Annotated in this window: 18 protein-coding genes; 17 read left to right on the forward strand and 1 reads right to left on the reverse strand. The window is 39.2% G+C overall.

What is annotated here, in order from left to right; translation table 11 throughout:
• Positions 1-11 precede the first annotated feature (11 nt).
• The 17 genes from TY03_RS15540 (at position 12) to TY03_RS15620 (ending at position 18,930) form a co-directional block, all read left to right on the forward strand.
• Entirely contained in the window at positions 12-344 is a 333-nt protein-coding gene (locus TY03_RS15540; protein WP_042371615.1) for a hypothetical protein, read from the forward strand.
• Complete coding sequence (gene traM / locus TY03_RS15545) at positions 331-1,590, forward strand: conjugative transposon protein TraM (protein ID WP_042371618.1); 1,260 nt, start codon at positions 331-333, stop codon at positions 1,588-1,590. The genes TY03_RS15540 and traM overlap by 14 nt, the downstream gene beginning before the upstream one ends.
• 16 nt (positions 1,591-1,606) lie before the next feature.
• Positions 1,607-2,452, forward strand: a complete 846-nt coding sequence (traN, locus tag TY03_RS15550) for a conjugative transposon protein TraN (RefSeq protein WP_042371619.1) — start codon at positions 1,607-1,609, stop codon at positions 2,450-2,452.
• Positions 2,449-2,955 carry a hypothetical protein gene (locus TY03_RS15555; RefSeq protein WP_042371621.1) on the forward strand — a complete coding sequence of 169 codons (507 nt, stop codon included), beginning with the start codon at positions 2,449-2,451 and terminating at the stop codon, positions 2,953-2,955. The genes traN and TY03_RS15555 overlap by 4 nt, the downstream gene beginning before the upstream one ends.
• Positions 2,952-3,599 carry a hypothetical protein gene (locus tag TY03_RS15560; RefSeq protein WP_042371623.1) on the forward strand — a complete coding sequence of 216 codons (648 nt, stop codon included), beginning with the start codon at positions 2,952-2,954 and terminating at the stop codon, positions 3,597-3,599. The genes TY03_RS15555 and TY03_RS15560 overlap by 4 nt, the downstream gene beginning before the upstream one ends.
• A gap of 31 nt (positions 3,600-3,630) precedes the next feature.
• Positions 3,631-5,823, forward strand: a complete 2,193-nt coding sequence (locus TY03_RS15565; RefSeq protein WP_042371625.1) for a type IV secretory system conjugative DNA transfer family protein — start codon at positions 3,631-3,633, stop codon at positions 5,821-5,823.
• Between the two features lie 365 nt (positions 5,824-6,188).
• Positions 6,189-7,151, forward strand: coding sequence for an IS982 family transposase (locus tag TY03_RS15570; protein WP_449374810.1), 963 nt, complete (start codon positions 6,189-6,191; stop codon positions 7,149-7,151).
• A gap of 92 nt (positions 7,152-7,243) precedes the next feature.
• On the forward strand, positions 7,244-7,756 hold the full coding sequence (locus TY03_RS15575) for an RNA polymerase sigma-70 factor (protein WP_042371628.1): 513 nt from the start codon (positions 7,244-7,246) through the stop codon (positions 7,754-7,756).
• A 68-nt stretch (positions 7,757-7,824) separates the two neighbouring features.
• A complete protein-coding gene (locus TY03_RS15580; protein WP_042371630.1) occupies positions 7,825-8,637 on the forward strand; it encodes a FecR family protein in 813 nt (270 codons plus the stop codon).
• A 4-nt stretch (positions 8,638-8,641) separates the two neighbouring features.
• Positions 8,642-11,239, forward strand: coding sequence for a TonB-dependent receptor (locus TY03_RS15585; RefSeq protein WP_042371632.1), 2,598 nt, complete (start codon positions 8,642-8,644; stop codon positions 11,237-11,239).
• Positions 11,240-11,246: 7 nt separating this feature from the next.
• On the forward strand, positions 11,247-12,197 hold the full coding sequence (locus TY03_RS15590; protein WP_052332512.1) for a DUF4249 domain-containing protein: 951 nt from the start codon (positions 11,247-11,249) through the stop codon (positions 12,195-12,197).
• A 31-nt stretch (positions 12,198-12,228) separates the two neighbouring features.
• Positions 12,229-13,206, forward strand: coding sequence for a DUF4848 domain-containing protein (locus tag TY03_RS15595; RefSeq protein ID WP_042371634.1), 978 nt, complete (start codon positions 12,229-12,231; stop codon positions 13,204-13,206).
• A 255-nt stretch (positions 13,207-13,461) separates the two neighbouring features.
• On the forward strand, positions 13,462-14,472 hold the full coding sequence (locus tag TY03_RS15600) for a hypothetical protein (RefSeq protein ID WP_074434195.1): 1,011 nt from the start codon (positions 13,462-13,464) through the stop codon (positions 14,470-14,472).
• A gap of 38 nt (positions 14,473-14,510) precedes the next feature.
• Positions 14,511-15,827, forward strand: coding sequence for a thiol-activated cytolysin family protein (locus TY03_RS15605; protein WP_148335684.1), 1,317 nt, complete (start codon positions 14,511-14,513; stop codon positions 15,825-15,827).
• A 212-nt stretch (positions 15,828-16,039) separates the two neighbouring features.
• Positions 16,040-17,530 carry a hypothetical protein gene (locus TY03_RS15610; protein ID WP_042371640.1) on the forward strand — a complete coding sequence of 497 codons (1,491 nt, stop codon included), beginning with the start codon at positions 16,040-16,042 and terminating at the stop codon, positions 17,528-17,530.
• Positions 17,531-17,584: 54 nt separating this feature from the next.
• Entirely contained in the window at positions 17,585-18,313 is a 729-nt protein-coding gene (locus tag TY03_RS15615; protein ID WP_042371642.1) for a hypothetical protein, read from the forward strand.
• A gap of 35 nt (positions 18,314-18,348) precedes the next feature.
• On the forward strand, positions 18,349-18,930 hold the full coding sequence (locus tag TY03_RS15620; protein ID WP_042371644.1) for a hypothetical protein: 582 nt from the start codon (positions 18,349-18,351) through the stop codon (positions 18,928-18,930).
• Between the two features lie 526 nt (positions 18,931-19,456).
• Here TY03_RS15620 and TY03_RS15625 read toward each other — a convergent pair.
• Positions 19,457-20,740, reverse strand: a complete 1,284-nt coding sequence (locus TY03_RS15625) for an IS1380 family transposase (protein ID WP_042366226.1) — start codon at positions 20,738-20,740, stop codon at positions 19,457-19,459.
• Positions 20,741-21,195 lie beyond the last annotated feature (455 nt).

Below are 21,195 nucleotides of genomic sequence, written 5' to 3' on the forward strand. Positions count from 1 at the left end.
AGCATACTAATATGAGCTGGAAAAAGATGATAATCGGAGAAAATATGCCTGACAAGGACGATCCGAAATACCAAAAACGGTATGAGAGTGAAGTGGCAGCAGGTCGCAAGACTGCTAGACTGCTGAAGATAGATCAGGCAGCCAGTGGTGTACAGCGGTTTGCCTGCAAACACCCGAAATGGTTTCTTACCATTGTATTCACCATTGTGGTGAGTTGCCTAGCATTTAATATCTACCGTATGGTTACCGTTAGCCGGATGCAGAAGACAGAGCAACACGCAACGGCTACGAAGCAACAGGAAAAATTACTAAAACAAAAACTTCACCGCAATGATCACAGATAAGATAAACTTCAGGCAGCCAAAGTATATGCTTCCTGCCATCCTTTACCCCTTCTTACTGATAACGGGATATTTAATCTTCGACATCTTTGATACCGAAGCGGCAGAGAAACCCAGTGAACTGCAAACTACGGAGTTTCTGAATCCGGAACTGCCACAGGCGCAGATTCAGAATGACGGTATAGGTGGCAAGTACGAGAGCATGGTGAAGTCCTACGGAAAGATTCAGGACTATTCAGCGGTAGAGAATATTGACCGGGGCAATCAGGAAGAGGACAAGGAAGGCTATGACTCCAAGTATTCAAAAGACGAACTTGCCTTGCTGGATATGGAAGCAGCCCAAAAGACAGAAGAACTGGAAAAATTGCAACGCACGCAAGAGATCCAGGAAAAACTCCGGCAGAGTGCTGAAAAAGGGAAAGACCTGATGACGGACTCCACCGACCTGCAACCGCTAAGCGAAGCGGAACGGCTGGCACGAAGCAAACAACGGGAACAAGGGGCATTGGCTGAATTACAGAAAGCACTTGCCGAAGCACGGTTGAACGGTCAGAAAAACACGGAAGGTGTGACGGATATGGCTGAAAACGGGGACAATGCAGGAAACGGACATACCGCAATGAAAGGGAAAATAGAGGTAAACGAAAATGAGGTGAATCGTATTGACGACAATGCGACAAGTAGTACGGTAGTAAAACTTGTAAAGAAGCCATCGGATTATTTCCACACGTTGGCCGAGAATGAGCCGGAACCGAAATTGATAAAAGCCATCATAGACGAGGATATCAAGGCGGTGGACGGGTCGAGGGTAAGGCTTCGGCTGCTGGATGATGTGGAAATCGGTGAGCTGGTTGTGCCTAAAGGATCTTATCTCTACGCCAGCATGAGTGGATTCGGCGATCAACGGGTGAAAGGCAATGTGAAAAGCCTGATGGTGGCCGATGAATTGCTGAAGGTGAATCTTTCCATTTATGATACGGACGGGTTGGAAGGCCTGTATGTACCCAGCAGCACATTCAGGGAGACAAGCAAGGATGTGGCGAGCAGTGCCTTGGGCAGCAATGTAAATATGAACAACGGAACGGGTGGCAACAGCTTTACCCAATGGGGGATGCAAGCTGTGCAGAATGCTTACCAGCGAACCAGTAATGCTATTTCCAAGTCGGTGAAGAAAAACAAGGCGAAGCTGAAATACGGGACATTCGTGTATCTGGTGAACGACAAAGAGAAGAAATCAACGGAACGATAATCAAGGAGTAAAAGATATGAATATCAAACAGAAAATTGCAGCCCTCACATGGGGCCTATTGACAGTATGTCCAACATTCGCACAACAGACGTACGAAGAGATGGAGCAGATAACCGTGAATGAGCAGGTGACTACTGTCATCACCGCCTCGGAACCGATTCGATTTGTGGATATATCCACCGAAAAGGTGGCAGGCGACCAACCCATCAATAACACGATCCGGCTGAAACCCAAAGAAGGTGGTCATGAGGATGGCGAGGTGCTGGCTATCGTAACGATAGTGACGGAACGTTACCGCACGCAATATGCTTTGCTATACACAACAAGGATGAAGGAAGCGGTGAGTGACAAAGAGATACAGCTAATGGAAAGGCAAGCTTACCGTAATCCGGCGGTGAGCCTGTCCACCGAAGAGATGTACCGCTATGCCAGGCAGATATGGACTTCTCCGGCAAAGTTCAGGAATGTGAGTAGCAAGCAACACCGGATGATTCTACGGCTGAACAATGTGTATGCCGTGGGTGACTATTTCTTTATCGACTACTCGATAGAGAATCGCACGAACATCCGATTTGACATCGATGAAGTACGTATCAAGTTGGCAGACAAAAAAGTATCGAAGGCGACTAATTCGCAAATCATCGAGCTAAAGCCTGAAATGACCTTGGAACAGACAAAATCCTTTCTGCACGGGTATCGGAATGTGGTTGTGATTAAGAAACTGACGTTTCCCAATGACAAGGTACTGACCATCGAGATGAGCGAGAAACAGATTTCCGGCAGAACCATTGCTATCAACATAGACTATGAAGATGTGCTGAGTGCCGACAGTTTTAATAACGCCTTACTGAGAGAAGAATGAAAAAGATACTGATGATATTGGTAGCAGCCTTGACAATGAGCACTACCGCATGGGCGAACGACCGGGATGGAAGAATACAAATAGGAACCGGACTGCTCTACAAGAATGGAATGGATTTGACTATCGGCTATGAATACGAGACGAAGTATCACAATGCGTGGGAGTTCTTCGGCAATGCCTATCTGAAATGGGATGAATGCGCTTCCTGCGGACATGTCTGCCCGGAGTCGTTTTGGAACAACTACAGAACGTGGGGATTGGGTGTGGCTTACAAGCCTTGCGTAGTGAGGGGACGTAACCATCATGGAAATTTGCGGCTCGGCGGCTCGCTGGGTTCCGGGGACGGTAATGTGTTAGGCGGTATTCATGTAGGTTATGAGCATAGCTATTCCTTGAAGAAGGGGTGGCAGCTCTACTGGCAAGTGAAGAGCGATATTATGATAGAAGGTAAAGACCTGTTCCGTACAGGTATAGTAATCGGAGTAAAAATACCAACGAGATGAGAGAGATACTATTAATCTGTATGAGTGCCGTTCTGCTGACGGCTTGTGACAGTCATCAAGAGTTTCCGGACACCGCAATGAAAGTGGGACATATCCTGTGTACGGATGGGCAAGTACTGCCCTACGCCCACTATAAGGAATCAGGCAAGGAAGCCGTGGGGGTTGTGTTCTACCTGAACCGTGATTCGGAAACGGAAGGGAAAGGGTATGCTGTATATCTCTATGATACGGCAGCCGAAGCTTTAGCGGACAGCATCGGAGTAAATCAGGGTACGTCGGCGGATGTAACCGCACTAGACGGGAACGCCAATACCTTTGCCCTATTCCATACGACAGATGCGTCGTCCCCTTTGGCGAAAAGCGTGTTTGACATCTGGAGCTACGGTCAAAGTGCCTATATCCCGTCGGTGGGGCAAATGAGGCTGCTGTATGGTGTGAAAGCTGATGTGAACCAATTCATTGAGCTTTGCGGAGGGGACTTGCTGCCTGATACTCCTGACCAGTGCTGGTATTGGACTTCTACGGAAGTGAAAGGACAGCAGACTGCCAAAGCGTGGCTGTATTCCGTGGGGAGCGGAGCCATGCAGGAAACACCGAAGCTGCAAGCGCATAAGGCGAGAGCGATTATAACCATCAATGAGTAGCGGGTACTGATACTAACAGATACAGGAAACTATGGAAGAAAGCAAGGAACTACAGGGAGCGTACAAGATATTCAGGGCGGTGATTTATATCTCTATCCTGATGGAATTTTTCGAGTATGCCGTTTCACCGGAGATGCTGGACCACTGGAGCGGCATACTCTGCGATGTGCATGGCCGCATCAAGACGTGGCTTATCTACCAAGACGGAAATCTTGTTTACAGCAAGATAGCGACCTTTGCGCTTATCTGCATCACGTGCGTGGGTACAAGGAACAAGAAACATCTGGAATTTGATGCCAGACGGCAGGTACTTTATCCGTTGGTTAGCGGTGTAGCGTTGCTGATAACGGCTGTGTGGCTCTTTGGCTTTACCCTGAATGTACGGCTGTATGGCTTACCGCTGAATGTCATTCTGTATATGGGGACAACCATTATCGGAACTATTTTGGTGCATGTGGCATTGGATAACATCTCAAAGTTCCTGAAAGAAGGATTGCTGAAAGACCGCTTTAACCTTGAAAACGAAAGTTTTGAGCAATGTACCCAGCTTCAGGAAACTGACTATTCAGTGAATATTCCGATGCGTTTTTATTATAAAGGTAAGTTTCGCAAAGGGTTCTGCAATATCTCTAATCCGTTCAGGGGAACGTGGGTGGTGGGTACGCCGGGGTCGGGTAAGACCTTTTCCATCATAGAGCCGTTTATTCGCCAGCACTCTGCTAAAGGGTTTGCGATGGTAGTTTACGACTACAAGTTCCCGACCTTGGCTGAGAAACTCTACTATCATTACAGGAAGAATCAGGAACTTGGCAAAGTGCCCAAAGGTTGCAAGTTCAATACTATCAACTTTGTGAATGTAGAATACAGCCGGAGGGTGAATCCCATCCAGCAAAAATACATCCAGAATCTGGCGGCGGCCAGTGAGACTGCTGAGACACTGCTGGAATCCCTGCAAAAAGGAAAGAGAGAAGGCGGTGGCGGCAGTGACCAGTTTTTCCAAACATCGGCGGTAAACTTCTTGGCAGCGTGCATCTACTTTTTTGTGAACTATGAACGGGAGCCATACGATGAGAATGGTAAACGGCTGTATGCGGAAAAGGCGCAAGACAAGGAGACGAAGTTTTGGAAGCCGACGGGTGTGGTGCGTGACAAGAAAGGCGGGGAGATTGTTCAAGCTGCCTATTGGCTGGGCAAATATTCGGATATGCCACATATTCTGTCTTTTCTGAATGAAGGATATAAAACCATATTCGAGGTGTTGGAAACGGATAATGAGGTAGCACCGCTGCTCGGCCCGTTTCAAACGGCATTGAAAAATAAGGCGATGGAACAGTTGGAGGGTATGATTGGTACACTGCGTGTCTATACCAGCCGGTTGGCGACTAAAGAATCCTATTGGATATTCCATAAGGACGGCGATGACTTTGACTTGAAGGTATCAGATCCGAAGAACCCAAGCTATCTGCTGATTGCAAATGATCCGGAGATGGAAAGCATTATCGGGGCGTTGAATGCTCTGATTCTGAATCGACTTGTGACCAGAGTGAATGCAGGGCAGGGCAAGAATATCCCGGTGAGCATCATCGTGGATGAGTTGCCTACATTGTACTTTCATAAGATAGACCGACTGATAGGTACTGCCCGAAGTAATAAGGTAAGCGTGGCTCTGGGGTTTCAGGAACTACCACAATTGGAAGCGGATTACGGGAAAGTAGGTATGCAGAAGATTATTACGACTGTGGGCAATGTGATAAGCGGCTCTGCCCGTGCCAAGGAAACGCTGGAGTGGCTGAGTAATGACATTTTCGGTAAGGTGGTGCAGCTTAAGAAAGGTGTCACCATCGACCGGGACAAGACCTCAATTAATCTGAATGAAAATATGGACAACCTCGTTCCGGCAAGTAAAATTTCCGATTTGCCTACCGGCTGGATATGCGGTCAGGTCGCACGTGACTTTGTGAAGACTAAAGTAGGGAAAAATGGAAGTATGAATATTCAGGAATCAGATGAGTTCAAGACTTCCAAGTTCTACTGCAAGACGGATTTCGATATGACAGAGATAAAGAAAGAGGAAGCTGATTATGCAAACTATCCACTGCCCCGATTCTATACCTTCAATTCGAAAGAAGAGCGAGAACGGATTCTCTACAGGAATTTTGTGGAAGTTGGGCTGGAAGTGAAAGCGATGATTGCGGATGTGCTTAATAAGAGGGGAAGTATTTAACCTGCATAACTCCTTTAACTCCTACTAACTCCTGAGTGTGAATAATGCAGGCTAAAGTCTTCTGTTATCAAAAGTGAGGCGTATCACAACAATGAATATACTGTATAATTAATACTGATGTAGGGCTTTGCAGTTAACCGTTGCATAAAACCTATGCTTGTATAAGGCCATTCGTAGCTTGCTTCTTTCCTTATTTTGATTATGTTACCCATTTTTCTCTATAAAAATGAAAATTCATCTTTTTACTAATTATTAGGTTGACATAGCTTTAGAAAATTCATCTGGACTGACTATCAAGAATGATCTACATATATCTCTATACCCGTTGGCGGAATTAATTATCTAATAAGATGTTTTAAAATAAGTTGTACATATTCGTGATATTTAGTATATTAGAAGTGAGCAAACTTTTAATATGTCATCACTCTATGCACAACTTATATGCAATATTCGCAAAATTTCTCCACATTTGCAAGGAGTTTTCTGATAATCTTGTAACCGAACACGGTAACATACCTCGCCCCGGAGTTGTTCCTCGTTTTTCTGATTTAGAAGTAGTTTCTCTTAGCCTTACGATGGAGTCTATTGGTTTGGATAGTGAAAACTACTTATTTTCCAAACTAGGAGAATACTCCAATGAGCTGCCACATCTAATTTCAAGAAGACAATTTAATGATCGTAGGAAACTCACAGCCAATCTCTGTAAAGAGATACGCGAAAGAATTGTGACTGAAATTGATGGTGGGGAAGAATTCTTCTGTATAGATTCAAAGCCAATAGAGGTTTGTCGTATTGCCAGAGCTAAACGCTGCAAAGTTGGCAAAGATGACTATGAACGTTCACCTGCATTTGGATATTGCGCTTCACAAAAACTTTATTACTATGGCTACAAACTACACGCAGTCTGTGGATTAAACGGTGTGATACACTCCTTTGATTTGACAAAGGCAAACGTTCATGACATTCATTATCTTCAGGATGTAAAGTATGAATATCAGGATTGTAGCCTGTTTGGTGATAAAGGATATATTGGAACTGAGGTACAATTGGATTTATTTGAAAGTGCTAACATTAAACTGGAAGTACCTTACAGACTCAATCAAAAGAATTGGAAGCCAACATTTATTCCTTTTGCTAAAGCAAGGAAAAGAATTGAAACACTCTTTTCGCAGATGTGTGACCAGTTCATGATGATAAGGAATTATGCCAAAGACGTCAATGGGATTTTTACTAGGATAATCAGTAAGATTAGCGCTCTTACGATTTTGCAATACATCAACAAAATGAACAATAGACCTATTGGAAGGATTAAATATGCGCTAATTTAATTCCGCCAACGGGTTCTCTATATTTTTTTTCGTTTTCTTTTTCCATTCATTTTTTATAATTATCTTTATCAATTAATAGAAAGAATTACAGTATGATCAAGGCAAAAAAAGATATTGATGACGCATTCCGGTGCTATTACCGTCCGCTTTGTTTATATGCTATGCACTATCTGCATGATATGGCTATGGCAGAAGATATCGTACAGGATTGTTTTACTGAACTTTGGGAAAGAATGACCGCAAATAAAGATGTGTCAAATGTGAAGGCTTATCTTTATATGATGGTTAGGAACCATTGCTATGACCTATTAAAAAAGGAAGGGCAAAGTGATGGTAATTTATTACTATCAGATTTAGAAGATAGTATTTCAGATGAGGAGTGCGAAGAACGTTCTCTGATAGAAGCTAGGCTTTGGACTGCTATTGATTCTCTACCGGAACGCTGCCGCGAAGTTTTTCTTCTTAGCAAACGTGACGGATTAAAATATAAAGAGATTGCTGACAAACTGAATGTTTCAATAAAAACTGTTGAAAATCAGATGAGTAAAGCTTTGAGAGTTCTCAAAGAAGGTTCCAAAAAAATATATTCTTTCTTCTTTAACTAATTTTTCTTCTTTTCGCGTAGTGGTTTTTTTATCATTTTCAGTCTTAGCTCAAAAAAACAATAAAAGCCATGAAAGATATAGAGAAAAAATGTCTTCAGTTCGTACTAAGATATTATAAGCTGGGAGCACTGGATACGCAAAAGGCTATCCGCAATTTTGAACTGAAAAACGGACTTGTGCAAAGAAACTCCCGGATCTACTGGTATACCGGTATTGCTGCTACTATTCTATTATTTATAGTGTCCGGCATTTATTTTTATAACATTGATACGAAAGAGGACTGGACAAAACTTGTAGCTGCTAATTCTACTGAAACTTATCTGTTACCGGACAGTACGGCAGTAACTCTGTCTCCTCACTCATCCTTATCTTATCAGCCTAGCGGCTTCGCTCATAAAAACCGGCAGGTCGCTATGTCAGGAAAAATATATTTTTCAGTTAAAAGAAATGAAAAACTGCCGTTCGAAATAGTAGGTTCGATTTCTCGCGTAAGAGTATTGGGAACTCGGTTCCAGGTTATTGAAAATCACGAAAATTCGCAAGTGTGTGTTGTATCGGGTAAAGTGCTCTTTACAGCCAAAGGACAAGATAAGGGCATCATTTTAACAAAAGGGATGGAAGCTACATTGGCAGATGGAGAGCAAATGCCCGTTCTTTCAACTACTCCTAATATAAATCAAACGGCTTGGGCTACCGGAGTATTCACATTTGATGATACTCCTCTACCGATAGTATTGAAAGAATTGTCTGATTATTATCATGTACAACTCACTTCTAAGGATATTGATAAAAAACTTAGTGGAGAATTTACTACTGGCAGTATAGATGAAATTGTAGATTTGATAGAGAACGTTTTACAGGTCACAATACAAAAGAATTAAAGTGATGAGTCGGATTTTTATTTTTATAGTGATGATAAGTACTTACCTTCCGGTACAAGCGCAAAATAAGGCGGCAAGTACTATTAAAGAACAAATGGAATTTGTTCATAAGACTCACAAGGTGAATTTCATCTATGACTCCTCCTTGAATTTGAATCATACCTATGAGGGAAAAACACTTCAGGGACTTAATCTGGAGTTGAGCTTGCGAGAATTATTTAAAAAAACGGATATAAAGTGGGAAGTCAGAGGCAAATATGTATTACTTAAAAAAAAGAAATCGTTTACTGCCAGTGGATACGTTTTTCAAGAGAATGGCGAACCATTAATTAATGCGACAATCAAGGATATGGAGCTTGGAGTAGGAACACTTAGTAATGAATTTGGCTTTTTCAGCATTACCCTGCCGGAAGATAAGCGCATTCTTCATATTACTTACGTTGGTTTTGGAGAAAAGACAGAGAATATAGATTTAAATCAAAATAAGATGTTGAAGATTTATCTGAAAGAAGATTATTCATTGGATGAAGTAGTGATTGTAGGTGATCTGAATTCACCCATCCACACTACCCAGGCTGGAAAAGTATCTCTGGACGCACGTAGTTTGCAGACAGAATATGCTATGTTCAGCTCTCCAGATGTGGTAAAGGCACTTCAAAACCTGCCGGGAGTAGCTTTCGGTACAGAGTTGACCTCCGGGCTTTACGTTCACGGTGGTAACAATGATGAGAATTTATTTTTGCTTGACGGAACCCCGTTGTACCAAATCAACCATTTGGGAGGTTTATTTTCGGCATTCAATATTGATATTATTAAAAACATAGAGTTTTATAAAAGTGGATTTCCCGCCCGCTATGGTGGTTGCTTGTCTTCGGTAGTTGACGTAAGAACCAACGATGGTGATATGAAGGAACACCATGGGGCTTTTTCGATTGGATTATTGGATGGAAGAATTCAGTACGAAGGTCCGATTGTTAAAAACAAAACTTCTTTTAATATTGCCATGCGGAGAAGTTGGTTGGAAGCTTTTTCTTCTCCCATATTGTACTTTCGTAATAAATCTCGTGACGACAATAAATTGACCGGCAGATACGCCTTTCACGATATTAATGCCAAGATCACTCATTTTTTTTCTGATAAAAGCAAGGCATATATTAGTCTTTACACAGGAAATGATATTGTAAAAATTGATAATAACCAATATTTTAATGACTATGCAGAGAACTCGAATGAAGAATTGTATAGATCAAAGTTCAACCTACAGTGGGGAAATTTAACAACGGCTGTACACTGGAACTATAATTTTTCTCCCAAATTGTTCGCTAATTTTGCAGGTGTGTATTCCCGTAACCGATCGATATACAAATATGAAGAAGAAAATAAGTTTCTGAATTTCGGAGATATTGCGGAGTCGACCTACATCGAACGTTATAATCATTCAGTCATTGATGATGTCGGCTATCGAATTGAATTCGATTACAGACCCGGAATACGGCAACATATCCGCATGGGGTCGAACTATCTTTTTCATGCATTCCACCCTCAGAGCCGTACACTGAAGGAGTATTCCGAAAATGAGGAGCAAGCGGATACTACTCAGCATAGCAGTTCTTACTCCTATAAAGGGCATGAATTTACAATGTTTGTTGAAGATGATGTTTTATTAAGTAGAAAATGGAGGATGAATGTTGGTATTCATTATACGATGTTTAATGTTTCCGGAAAAACATATCATGCAATAGAGCCAAGAGCAGCATTCAGGTATCAATGGAATGAACAGACGGCTGTAAAATTCGCTTATACGGAAATGAACCAATTCATGCATTTGTTGTCCAGTACTTATTTGAATTTGCCGACAGATTATTGGGTGCCCTCTACGAATGGTGTCCGTCCAATGCTGTCCTATCAATATACTGTAGGATTTTATACGCGTTTGCCTTATCATATAAGTCTTAGTGTGGAAGGTTTTTATAAGATGATGGACCACTTATTAGAATATGATGGTGGAAACAAACTGGCACCTTCTATAGAAAATTGGGAAACGGCTGTAAAAAAAGGGAAAGGGAGAGCCTATGGGATAGAATGCGCACTCTCACGTCAAATGCTGCGGACCTCAGTGAACCTTTCCTATACATTATCCTGGAGCAAAAGAAAATTCGAAGATATTTACCAGGACTGGTTTGCAGATAAGTTTGATAACCGACATAAGGTAAACATCTCTGTCAGGCAAGAATTCAGTAAACGGATTGAAGCGTATGCTGCGTGGAATTACCACTCAGGAAACAGGATAACGGTTCCCGGGCAGTACATTAATGAGTCCGCAATTCCTGGTCTGAGTGATAGTTCTTCCGGAAAATGGATTTATGAAAAACCCAATAATGCCACATTACCTGCTTATCATAGATTGGATTTAGGGGTTAATTTCCATAAGACCACCAAACGAGGATATGAACGTATATGGAATGTGAGTATATATAATGCCTATTGCCGGATGAATGCATTGTATGCCAAAGTAGAAAATATGGAGGAAGGGGCGTTCAATGCAAAAGCTACTGGGGCTTTCCCTATAATTCCTTCTTTTAGTTATACAATAAAATTCTAGGTTGAATATGAAAGCAATAATCTATTTGTCCTTAGTGGTTTGTTTGGTATCTTGCAATTACGAACTTAACCTGGATGAAGTTGATGCCAAGGAGAAATTAGTACTCTATTGTTTCCCGTCTAATTCGGACACAACAATTATACAGCTATCAAAGAGTACTCCAATTGGTCAAAAACATACAGGTAATACAAGAATAAATAATGCGGATGTTAATTTAACGGTAAATGGAAAAGTACAAAATATCTATTGGAATAAAGATTCGACCGCATCGCTTCCGGCACAATGCTATTACGCATTGGGAAAATGGAATAAGGACGATATTATCCAGGTGAGAGCCAATGTAGAACATTTACCTGCGATTACAGCTCAAACCTCTATACCTGACAAATTTCCATTGAAAGAAATTCGATTGGAACCTTTAGAAGGGAGTTCGAGTATATTGCAGGTTCAGGTAACGTTTAAAGATAATGCTGTCACTAATGATTATTATGGGATAAGGTTGGTAAAGAAAGAGATTAATAGAACGGATGATGAAGCGTTTGTTTCTTTTCATTCTGTCGAATTTGATTTGAAAGAAGAACCTCTACTGAATAATTTGGCCGATTTGGATGAAATATTTATGTTCTCGAACAAATATTTCCATAATCTATATATTTGGAATGATGAAAAAATTCAGGGGCAAGAATATACTCTTCATCTGGCAATGGATTACCAGAAAGACTTTGATTCGGATTGGAATGATCATAGTTACAAAGCAGAATACAAAATTTATCTCTATGCACTGTCACCTGAGTACTTCAAGTATCTACATGCATTGAACAAGCTAAATAGTAATGATTTGGGTAGTCATGGATTTTCTTCAATCCCCCTTAATTTTTCCAATGTAAATGGTGGAATAGGTGTTGTAGGAGGGTATCAGATCAGTGAGACAGAATGGTTAAATAACCTACATAGATAATAGTAATAAATTATTAAAGTTACAAATAACAATGAAAGCATTAAATTTATTTAGAAAGCGTGTCAATATCATGTTAATGGTTTGTCTATTAATAGGCACTTTCTCATGTAAAGACGAAACAGAGATTCATTCTTCGGACTTTAATGTCACTCAAGATATTGAGGTGTCTAAAATGGGAGATTGGCTATCAGGAACACGAAATGCTTCGGACACTTCTTTCGATATGCCGGTTCTTCATTTTAAGAATGAACAAATTTATCTTCAGACGATTGAAAAGCTAAATGAAATGAACCTTGAAGAAAGAGAGAACTATTTTAAAAAAATAGGATTCGACGGTGCATATACGCTTTGGAAACAGGCCGATGAAGAACTCGACCAGATATTCGATAACGAGGACACTCTTCAATTGGAAAAGCTGATAATTGATTACAAAATCAAATATGCCCACATCTTTTCATTTAACTCGATCAATACTTATGATATAACCCCCTATTTCACATTTACAGATAATGATTTGTCACTTGTAGGAAACATAAAGGGCTATGTTGTCATAGGTAATGTTTTGAAAGCTCCTCAAAACAATTCACCACTGTATAAAGTTGATGCCGTCGCTGCTTCAACAAGGGCTTCAGGTGCAGAGGGTAAATCGGATTTTATAGGATTCAAAAATGCATCCCTGACAATAAATAATGGGAATTACAGAAGTACAATGATTATCGGACGAATGGCTAAAGGAAATTCTCTTGCTGTTGCATTTAATACAAAAAAGAAAGCTGCTTTATATATAAAAAATGCCACTACCAATTATTCTGCAGATTTAGCCCTTCATAGTGCTAAAGTATATCGTAGCAGGAACAAAATAGTCTGTCCTTATGGAAATGAGCTATTTGTGATGGACTTGAATGTAGAAACGATAGGTAATATTTTTGATGCGGATGCGGATAATTTTAAATGCTCGTTTGGAGAAAATGTAGGGAGGCGTTTATTTAACAACATTCAAGTTTTCTGATTGTATAGATATATAGGATTAATGTTCGATAATTTTGTATTTTATTTGAATTAGACAAGTAGCTCAGAAACACTTTCCTTTCTTTGTAATCAAATGATAATAAGTTTTTTATGTGCCAAATAGGTGTGTAAACGGGCTTTTGTTGTCCTTTTTTCATCCTAGCAGAAATGCTTGGAAATAACAAATGTAAATATAATTAAAAACAGATCAAAATTGAGAGAATAAACAATATTTATGAACGAAAAAAAATATAGAATGAAACTAATACACCTGAATTTTGCATTAATGGGTTTATTTGCCATTATCTTCTTTTCAGCATGTGAAAAAGAAGAAATAAAAAAGAGTGAAGAACCTCAATATCCAGAGAAATCTGTTGGAGGACGGTTCGATAAAAAACCTTTTAAGTGGGATTACAGATTTTCTTCAGTAAGCGAAGACGATATATTCATCGGAGATCAATGCATATCTGTAGAAAACAGATACATGATAACTCCAGCATCTCTTTACATAGGAGCTGCCTTTAGTGAGAATGATTTTGCTCAATCTTTTAAGCCGGAAATCATTGCTCCCAGAAATTCTCTGGATGTTATATTTGATTTTACCAAGCCCTTTACTGGTACAATTGAAAAAGAGAGTGGTTCGATAGGGTACAAGGAATTGTTGGCAGACGCTTTAGAGTCAATGCAATATAAGGAATACATTAAAAACAGACTTTCGCCTTTTGACATCAAAATAACGGAAGTGTACACCAATAGCGACATAGAAAAGGCATTTCCCGCTAACAATGGAGTGTTGGGTGAGCTTTTGTCCAAAGAAGTAAAAAGAAAACCCCAAAAAGCGGGCATCAAAAGCAAATTAACAGGGGTAATAGCCAATAGAAGCTTTACAACTTATATGGATACCCCGATATATGGATTCTTTAAAGAAAAAAAAATGAATGAGAATTCTCAAAATCCGGTTTATCTTCGTTCTATCACTTATGGTAAGGCTGCATTTTTTGTCATAGAGAGTCCATATTCATATCAGGATGTGGCAGGTGCCATTTTATCAAAACTTTCTTTAAATGATGCCATTGATAAGGGAGCTGAAGTTTTAAAGAATTCGACAATTACTTTATTTATTGTTTCAGGCAGCCTTCAAATAGCTAAAGTATATAATAGCTGTCAGGACTTAGATGATTTTCTGAAATCACCATTTAACGAACACTTATATGGATATCCTATATATTGTCAGGGAGTATACACAAAAAACAATACATTATTTTGAGTGAAGTAAAGTAAAAAATTAAACCTAAAAAAATTAAGATGAAACGCAATTCTAACATTTGTCTTATCGCTTTATTTGCGATGACTATTTTGGGCGCCTGTTCCAATGAGAATGACCTCGATTCAATTGTTATTCCACAAGATAACACGGAAGCGGATGTACAGGGTCGATTTGTTGACACTCCCTTCCAATGGGATTATACGTATTCCACAGATAAAGCAGTTGACGACAAGCAGATTTTTATCGGAGATCTCATGCAAGCGGGTACTGAAGAAGTAGCAATAACAAGAGCCACGACTGACCGGAGGAGTACAGGGAGACCTAGCAATGGTAGAAGACCAGGGGGCGGTAGACCTATTCCCGGTGGCCCGGATCAAAACTACAGGGATGAAGACATTTTTATATCGAATCCGATTCCGGTTTACTTGGGTGCGGCATTTCCAGAGAAAGAGTTTGGTAATTCGTTCAAACCTGAAATTCTATACCCACGAAATCCGGTTGACGTGATTTTCAATTTTCCCAGACCATTTATTGGTGAAGTAACCAGAGAGAACGGATCTATTGGGTATAAGAAACTTTTAACACAGGCTTTGGACTCTAAAGAATATGAGCTATTTTTGAAAGGAGGAGCTAAAGAATCCTTTGAATTTATGTGCACTGAGTATTTTTCATATTCGGATATAGAGAAAGCATTCTCTGCTAATGCTGGATTGGCCGGTATTTTCTCTACAAAGATAAAAAACAATACAAAATCAGTGAATGTAAAAAGCCGTTTGTTCGGACAGCTTATCTCCAAAAATTTCACTGTATCAATAGATATTCCGACTAATGGTTTTTTCAAAGATAAAGCAAAAGATACAGCTTCTGAAAATCCAGTTTATGTGTATTCTTTGACTTATGGCAAAGTGGCATTCTTATCAGTAGAAAGTGAATATTCCTTTGAACAGGTAAAAACGGCTGTTGAAGCTGGAATTAAATACAAAATATTTTCTGCAGGTGGTAGCTTTAGTAAAAGTGATATGGAAATTATTTCAAAATCCAGAATTACCCTTTTCATTATTGCCGATGATGATCCAAATGGTCACACATTCTATACTTTAGATAATATCACAAACTCATTTAATCTATCCTATTCATTATATAATCCGGGATATCCAGTCTTTTGTCAGGGTAATTATACAAAAGATAATTCGGCTTTTTATTGGAAGACATCCAGTACTAGTGGTGGCAGAGTCAGTGGTGACAGAACTTCAAGTGGAAGTAGCTCAAGAAGAGAAGACGGAGGTACCTCGAGAAGAGGCGACAGTAGCAGAAGTAGTGCTGGTGATGGAAGAACATCTTCTAGCAGACGATAAGCCTAGTATACTATTTTTCTTGTAACATCTGAAAATTAGGTATACTCCCTAAAAATTATCCAACGATAAACTTATTACAGCATTAAATAAGGAAACTGGAATTATAGAATAAATTTCAGTTAAGACAATTATGCCAGTAATTCAAGAATCATATCGTGAAAATGTAGATGTTAATTGTGTTTTTATCATTTCATACAAAAAAAAATATCATTATGAAAAATTTATTTATTTTATTGTTAGGCATTTTTATATTTTTGTCTTGTACGGATACAGATATTTTAAATGATGCGCCAACTAAACAATTGCAATCACCAAGTGAAAATGAAGATGTATTACCAAGATTGGTCTTTTCTTCAAATAGTGAATTGAAGGATGTCATTAATCAATTAAAGGATGGCATTTCATTGACTAATTTGCACACCCGTGCAATAACGACAGAACAGTTATCTACCACCTCAGAATCGCGCTTTCGGTCTCTTTTAGTAGTGAATAAGGAGAAGTGTCTGGCTAAATTAAGTATTGTCCAGTTAGATTCTATACGTAATGATGAAGAACAACTGGAATATTGTCCGGAGGACTCGGTTATTGCCGATATGCAATTTGCCCAGCTTGTCAATGCATCAAGAGAGATTCAAGTTGGTGAAACAGTCTATAAATACCTGGATAATGGGGTGGCTTATACACAGGCAGAGAATGTAAAAGAGTTAAATGGTATTGAAAAAAAGGCTCAATTTATTACGGTTGACCCCCAATCAGAGCCCAAAGAAATAGCTTTAACTGACAATGTGAAATTTGTTGCGATGCCTTATAAACAAGTTGTTACTGAGGAAGAAACTAGTGTAGCAACTACCCGTGCAATAGGAGAAAGTCTTGCTTTAAAAAATGGAGTAAATATTCCTGCAAGTTCGATCAGAGACGTAAACTATTATGAAAAAGGAGATGGGAACTGGTTTAACAGGACATGGAATGGATTATGGGGAAGAAATATTGTAGCAATCAATAAGTTTAGTAGTAAAAGAAAGCTGACGATGAACTTCTATGACCAGAATTATATTATTTACGCCAATATAGGTACTGAATTAAAAATGCAGAAGAAGGTTTGTGGTATCTGGTGGAACATAGAAGCACAGGAAATACGCCAAGGCTGGACTGCGGTTGAATTGAAATATACATTCCCTTCTCCGATCATTAGTAAAATGCCGACAAATCCATTTACCAAGCCTGCTACCTATAAACCGGAATTACCTGCATTCATGAAGCATAACTTTCCTTTCCAAGATGAGGAGGCACTATTACTTCATGTTCCTTTTACTTCCTATGACTTGACAAATAAGAACTTGAATCAGGCATTTATGGCTGGATTGAATATAGCGAAAAGTAAAGCGTCATCTTATTTGAAGAAACAAATAAACGGTACTAAATCTTCTCAAGTAGGTCTGTTTTCTGTTAATAATGATGTTATATATGTCATTACAGGAGCTGATGAAAAGGGTACAAATAGAAGGAGGAGTTTAGAAACCAAGTTTTATTCCAAATGGTTTCCAGGTACTTATGTCATAGGTTTCTCTGTCGGTGACGGAGTAGATGTGAAAAATGTTACTTTGGATGGTGGGAAATCAACCGCTCTTCACCGTGGCATTGTATATGGTGCCATCAAATATGATAATAAATGGTTGGGAGCCAGGATTACTAAAGACAAGTAATAACTAAAATACTCATCCCCATATCAAAAATGGGGATGAGTTAATAAAATAGAGATGAATATAACTAATATCGGAATTATCTCTGAAGGGGGAATGATTAGTGGTAGAATTCTTCTTATTGCATTCTTCTTATTCTTTGCTATGTTTTTATACAGTCAGGAAGAAGAAATGCCGAAAAGAATTGTTTCGATCTCTGCTGGACTGAATAACAACCAGAGTTGGGAAGTGGAACCTTCTGTTACTTATTATTTCTGTAAATTCCTAGGTGCTACGCTAGGATTGAATGTAACAAACCAGTATAATCAGGTGGGATGCGCTGGTAGTGTTATAAAGAATAGTGAATTGTACTGGGAAATGGAAGATAGTGATGCAAATGTAGCCAAATTTCTAATACGTCCGGCTATCAGTTTACGTACTCCTGTATTGTGGCTGAATAATGACCACGACACCGGATTAACTATTGGAATCGAACCGGGACTTTTTGTTGCATTGCCTGGTAATGAACAGATAACCGTTAATTACCGGGATAGAGCTCATGGTTCTATAATCGTTGACTCTAAAAGATTGACCAATACTAAAGGAGACTGGTTATTTTGGAATTTACGAGGAATAATTTCTCTCAATGTGGATCGCCTCATAATATCAACCGGATATTCTATATCAAACTTTGATATTTATTCAGGACGCCGAAATATCATTGTTGAGAATATGAAGCTAAATAATAAGTTACCCTTAAGAGAATATACCTATAGTTCCTTTATTTCGTTTGGGTATTGCTTTTGAAGTCAGATCATTATTAATTAATTAATTACGTGAACATGAAAACTATAAAGATAATAATTATTACAATTGGTTTTTTATTTATACTAACTATCATTTCTGAAGCTCAGAATAAATTCCATGTTATATTGGATTATCACCACAATGTTGGGTTAAGTGAGAAATATTGGGGACAAACATTGAAAAGGAAAGAGTATCAAATGTATGGAAACTCACTACATTTAACCGCATTATATGATATTACCCATAAAATGTCGGCGGGTATCGGTATAGGAGCGGACAGATATGAAGAACCGGGATATAATACGTTTCCATTATACGGGACTTTTCAATATCACCCAATGTCCAGCATACCGAATGGGTACGTTTTTACAGATCTTGGCTATGGTATTTTTAAAAGTGACAATGTAACTCCTGGTTGGATGTGGAATGCTGGAATAGGTTATGTTAAAATGTTCCGCAAGCATTTTGGGCTGAATTTTCAATTGGGATATAATTTGAAAGAATTTGGTAATATACCTTCTTTCTATGTAAATTTGAAAGATGGAGAGCTTAACTATGCCGGAAAAAAAAGCAGTATACGTCATTCGCTGTCAATAGGTGTTGGATTAGTTTTTTAGCAGTTTAAAATATAGTGGAGAATTCTTGAAGATTGATATTCTAATAGTAGCGGTAATGCATTTTGCAGGATATATGATAATGAGGGTGTGCTACACCCTCATGACATAGACAACTGACAGAATAGATATATTTCCATTTTCTGTTATTCCATAGTATATATGGATGAAAAAAATCAGCTAATGCTTCAGGTATATCTGTAAGCGGTCTGTAAACTCCGTATTCTGTAATGATATAATGAATCTTTGGAATGTCTTACCTATCTCAAGGATTTCAATATTTTGGTAGTTCTAATGGATTTCATAGTATTCCTGCTATTTACAAGTTGCAAAGAAGTAAATCAGCTATATCTTTAGTGCCTCAAATCCGCAGCTAATTTATAACTGATTCAAATAGCGATTTAATTCACCTAATAGTTCCTACTCGTAGCTTTTCCCCCTGCTTTTCTCCTTGATTTCAGGTTATAGGGCATAGCTTCCCCTTTCCCCAGTTAGCTGAAGGCATAAGTAATCCCACGAAAAGTTGTTTTTACGGACTCCAAAGCAACTTGTATGGTTTGTCGGAATAAATATTGAGTACCCATTGTCTGCCTGTCTTTACCCATTTCGCAGGAACTGTAATGAATCGAAAGATAAATCGTTTGACTCGGCTTACCGGTTCAATATCTTCAAACACGGCTGCAACCTTCTCAATAAGGTAAGCATAAAAGTTTTTAGCCATGGCTGTAAGTAGCAGGAATACTGTATTCTCTTTGAGGAATGAACAGGGAAGATGACTCCACCCGAAATCGTTATTCATCATGTCGAATGTTCTTTCACAGGCTCCACGAGCATTGTAGAAGAGTACAATGTCTTTTTCAGAACTTTCATGGTCATTGGTTAAGATGCACCGATAGGTGTATTCACCATCAAATAGGTCCAATTGGTTGTCCTTACGCTTTTGCCTTTGAATAACAAGTCGGTAGTTTTCTTCTTGCAAAAAGGAAGTAAAAGGTATGGAGGTCACTTCATAATTCTCGAAGTTGATTTCTTCTTTTTTCCAATCTGTGATTTTCGTCATTTCTTCATACAGAGACTGACATTTGCCGGCTCGTATGTAGAACTTGTTGCAGTAGCCATGTGTCATACGGATAATCTCTTCCGAATAAGAACCACAGTCCATCCGGCAACGGTCTATGAATATTCCCCTATCGGCCAAACGACGAAAAGTCCGTTGGAGCGTATCCGCTTGACGAAAACGGACATTTGCGTTTGCGGCCCGATTTTCCACACCAACAATGTTACCACCAATAGTTGCCGTGCCGGGGAAATAACCACGTTTTTTCTTGTAAGAATACTGAGTGTCATACTTTTCTGTGGGAATAAACTGGTGGTCGAAGTCCAAGTTATAAAGCGTGTTTGGCTTGAGTTGTTCTGTTTGAAGGAGCATATCGAGCATCAAACTATTAAGCTGTTCCGCCTTATTGAAAGCATAGCTTGCTCCTTTTTGGGAAGTATAGTGGATATCCAATTCTGCGAGTTCTTTTATGCCTCTCAATAAAGTATCCGGACTGGGGATTTCAGTATCCGGGCGTAATTCAAGATGTTTGCCAAGGTGTTTGCCGATATCTTCGATGTGGTCACCGCCGCAATAGTAGATCCAAAATAGGCTCGAAATAATTTCGCTATATTGGTAACCGGCGTAGGAAGAACGTAATCCTAAAGATTTATCGATCACGGAATTCAGTCCTAAACGAGAAAATTCATCCATTGCGTAAAATATACCCCCAAAAGGAGTGATATTATCTGATTTTATGGCTATTTTTGTTGTCATATGCACAAGTACCTTTATGGTTTGTTTGGTAGCACTAATTTAGGTGAATCTTGTGACATAACCAAACCTTGAGGATGTTATTCATCCTCAAGTGTTTGGATTCTCTGAAAATAATATGACTGCGGATTTAAGGTAGTGTAATTTTTATCATAATCATCAGCATGGTCTAAGAAATAAATTATCCAACTGCGGAAGTATACACCAGCGACTTTGCAACATCCCATCAGGCTATAAATGATAGCTGTACTTTTGAAACTGCCATCCTTCTGACAAAATAAATAATTCTTTCTTATGGTTACGGGCCTTATTGCATTTTCGACAGCGTCATTATAACTTTTGGATAATGGCATCGAAAAAGGTATTCGAAAAATAAAAGTCAAGCAGAAGCTCAGAGGATGTTTCCTCACGGAGCAGGTTACTGATAACTTTATGAACATTCACTCTGTTGTTGAAAC

The sequence above is a fragment of the Bacteroides neonati genome (assembly GCF_000499785.1).
In the GTDB taxonomy this organism is placed as follows: domain Bacteria; phylum Bacteroidota; class Bacteroidia; order Bacteroidales; family Bacteroidaceae; genus Bacteroides; species Bacteroides neonati.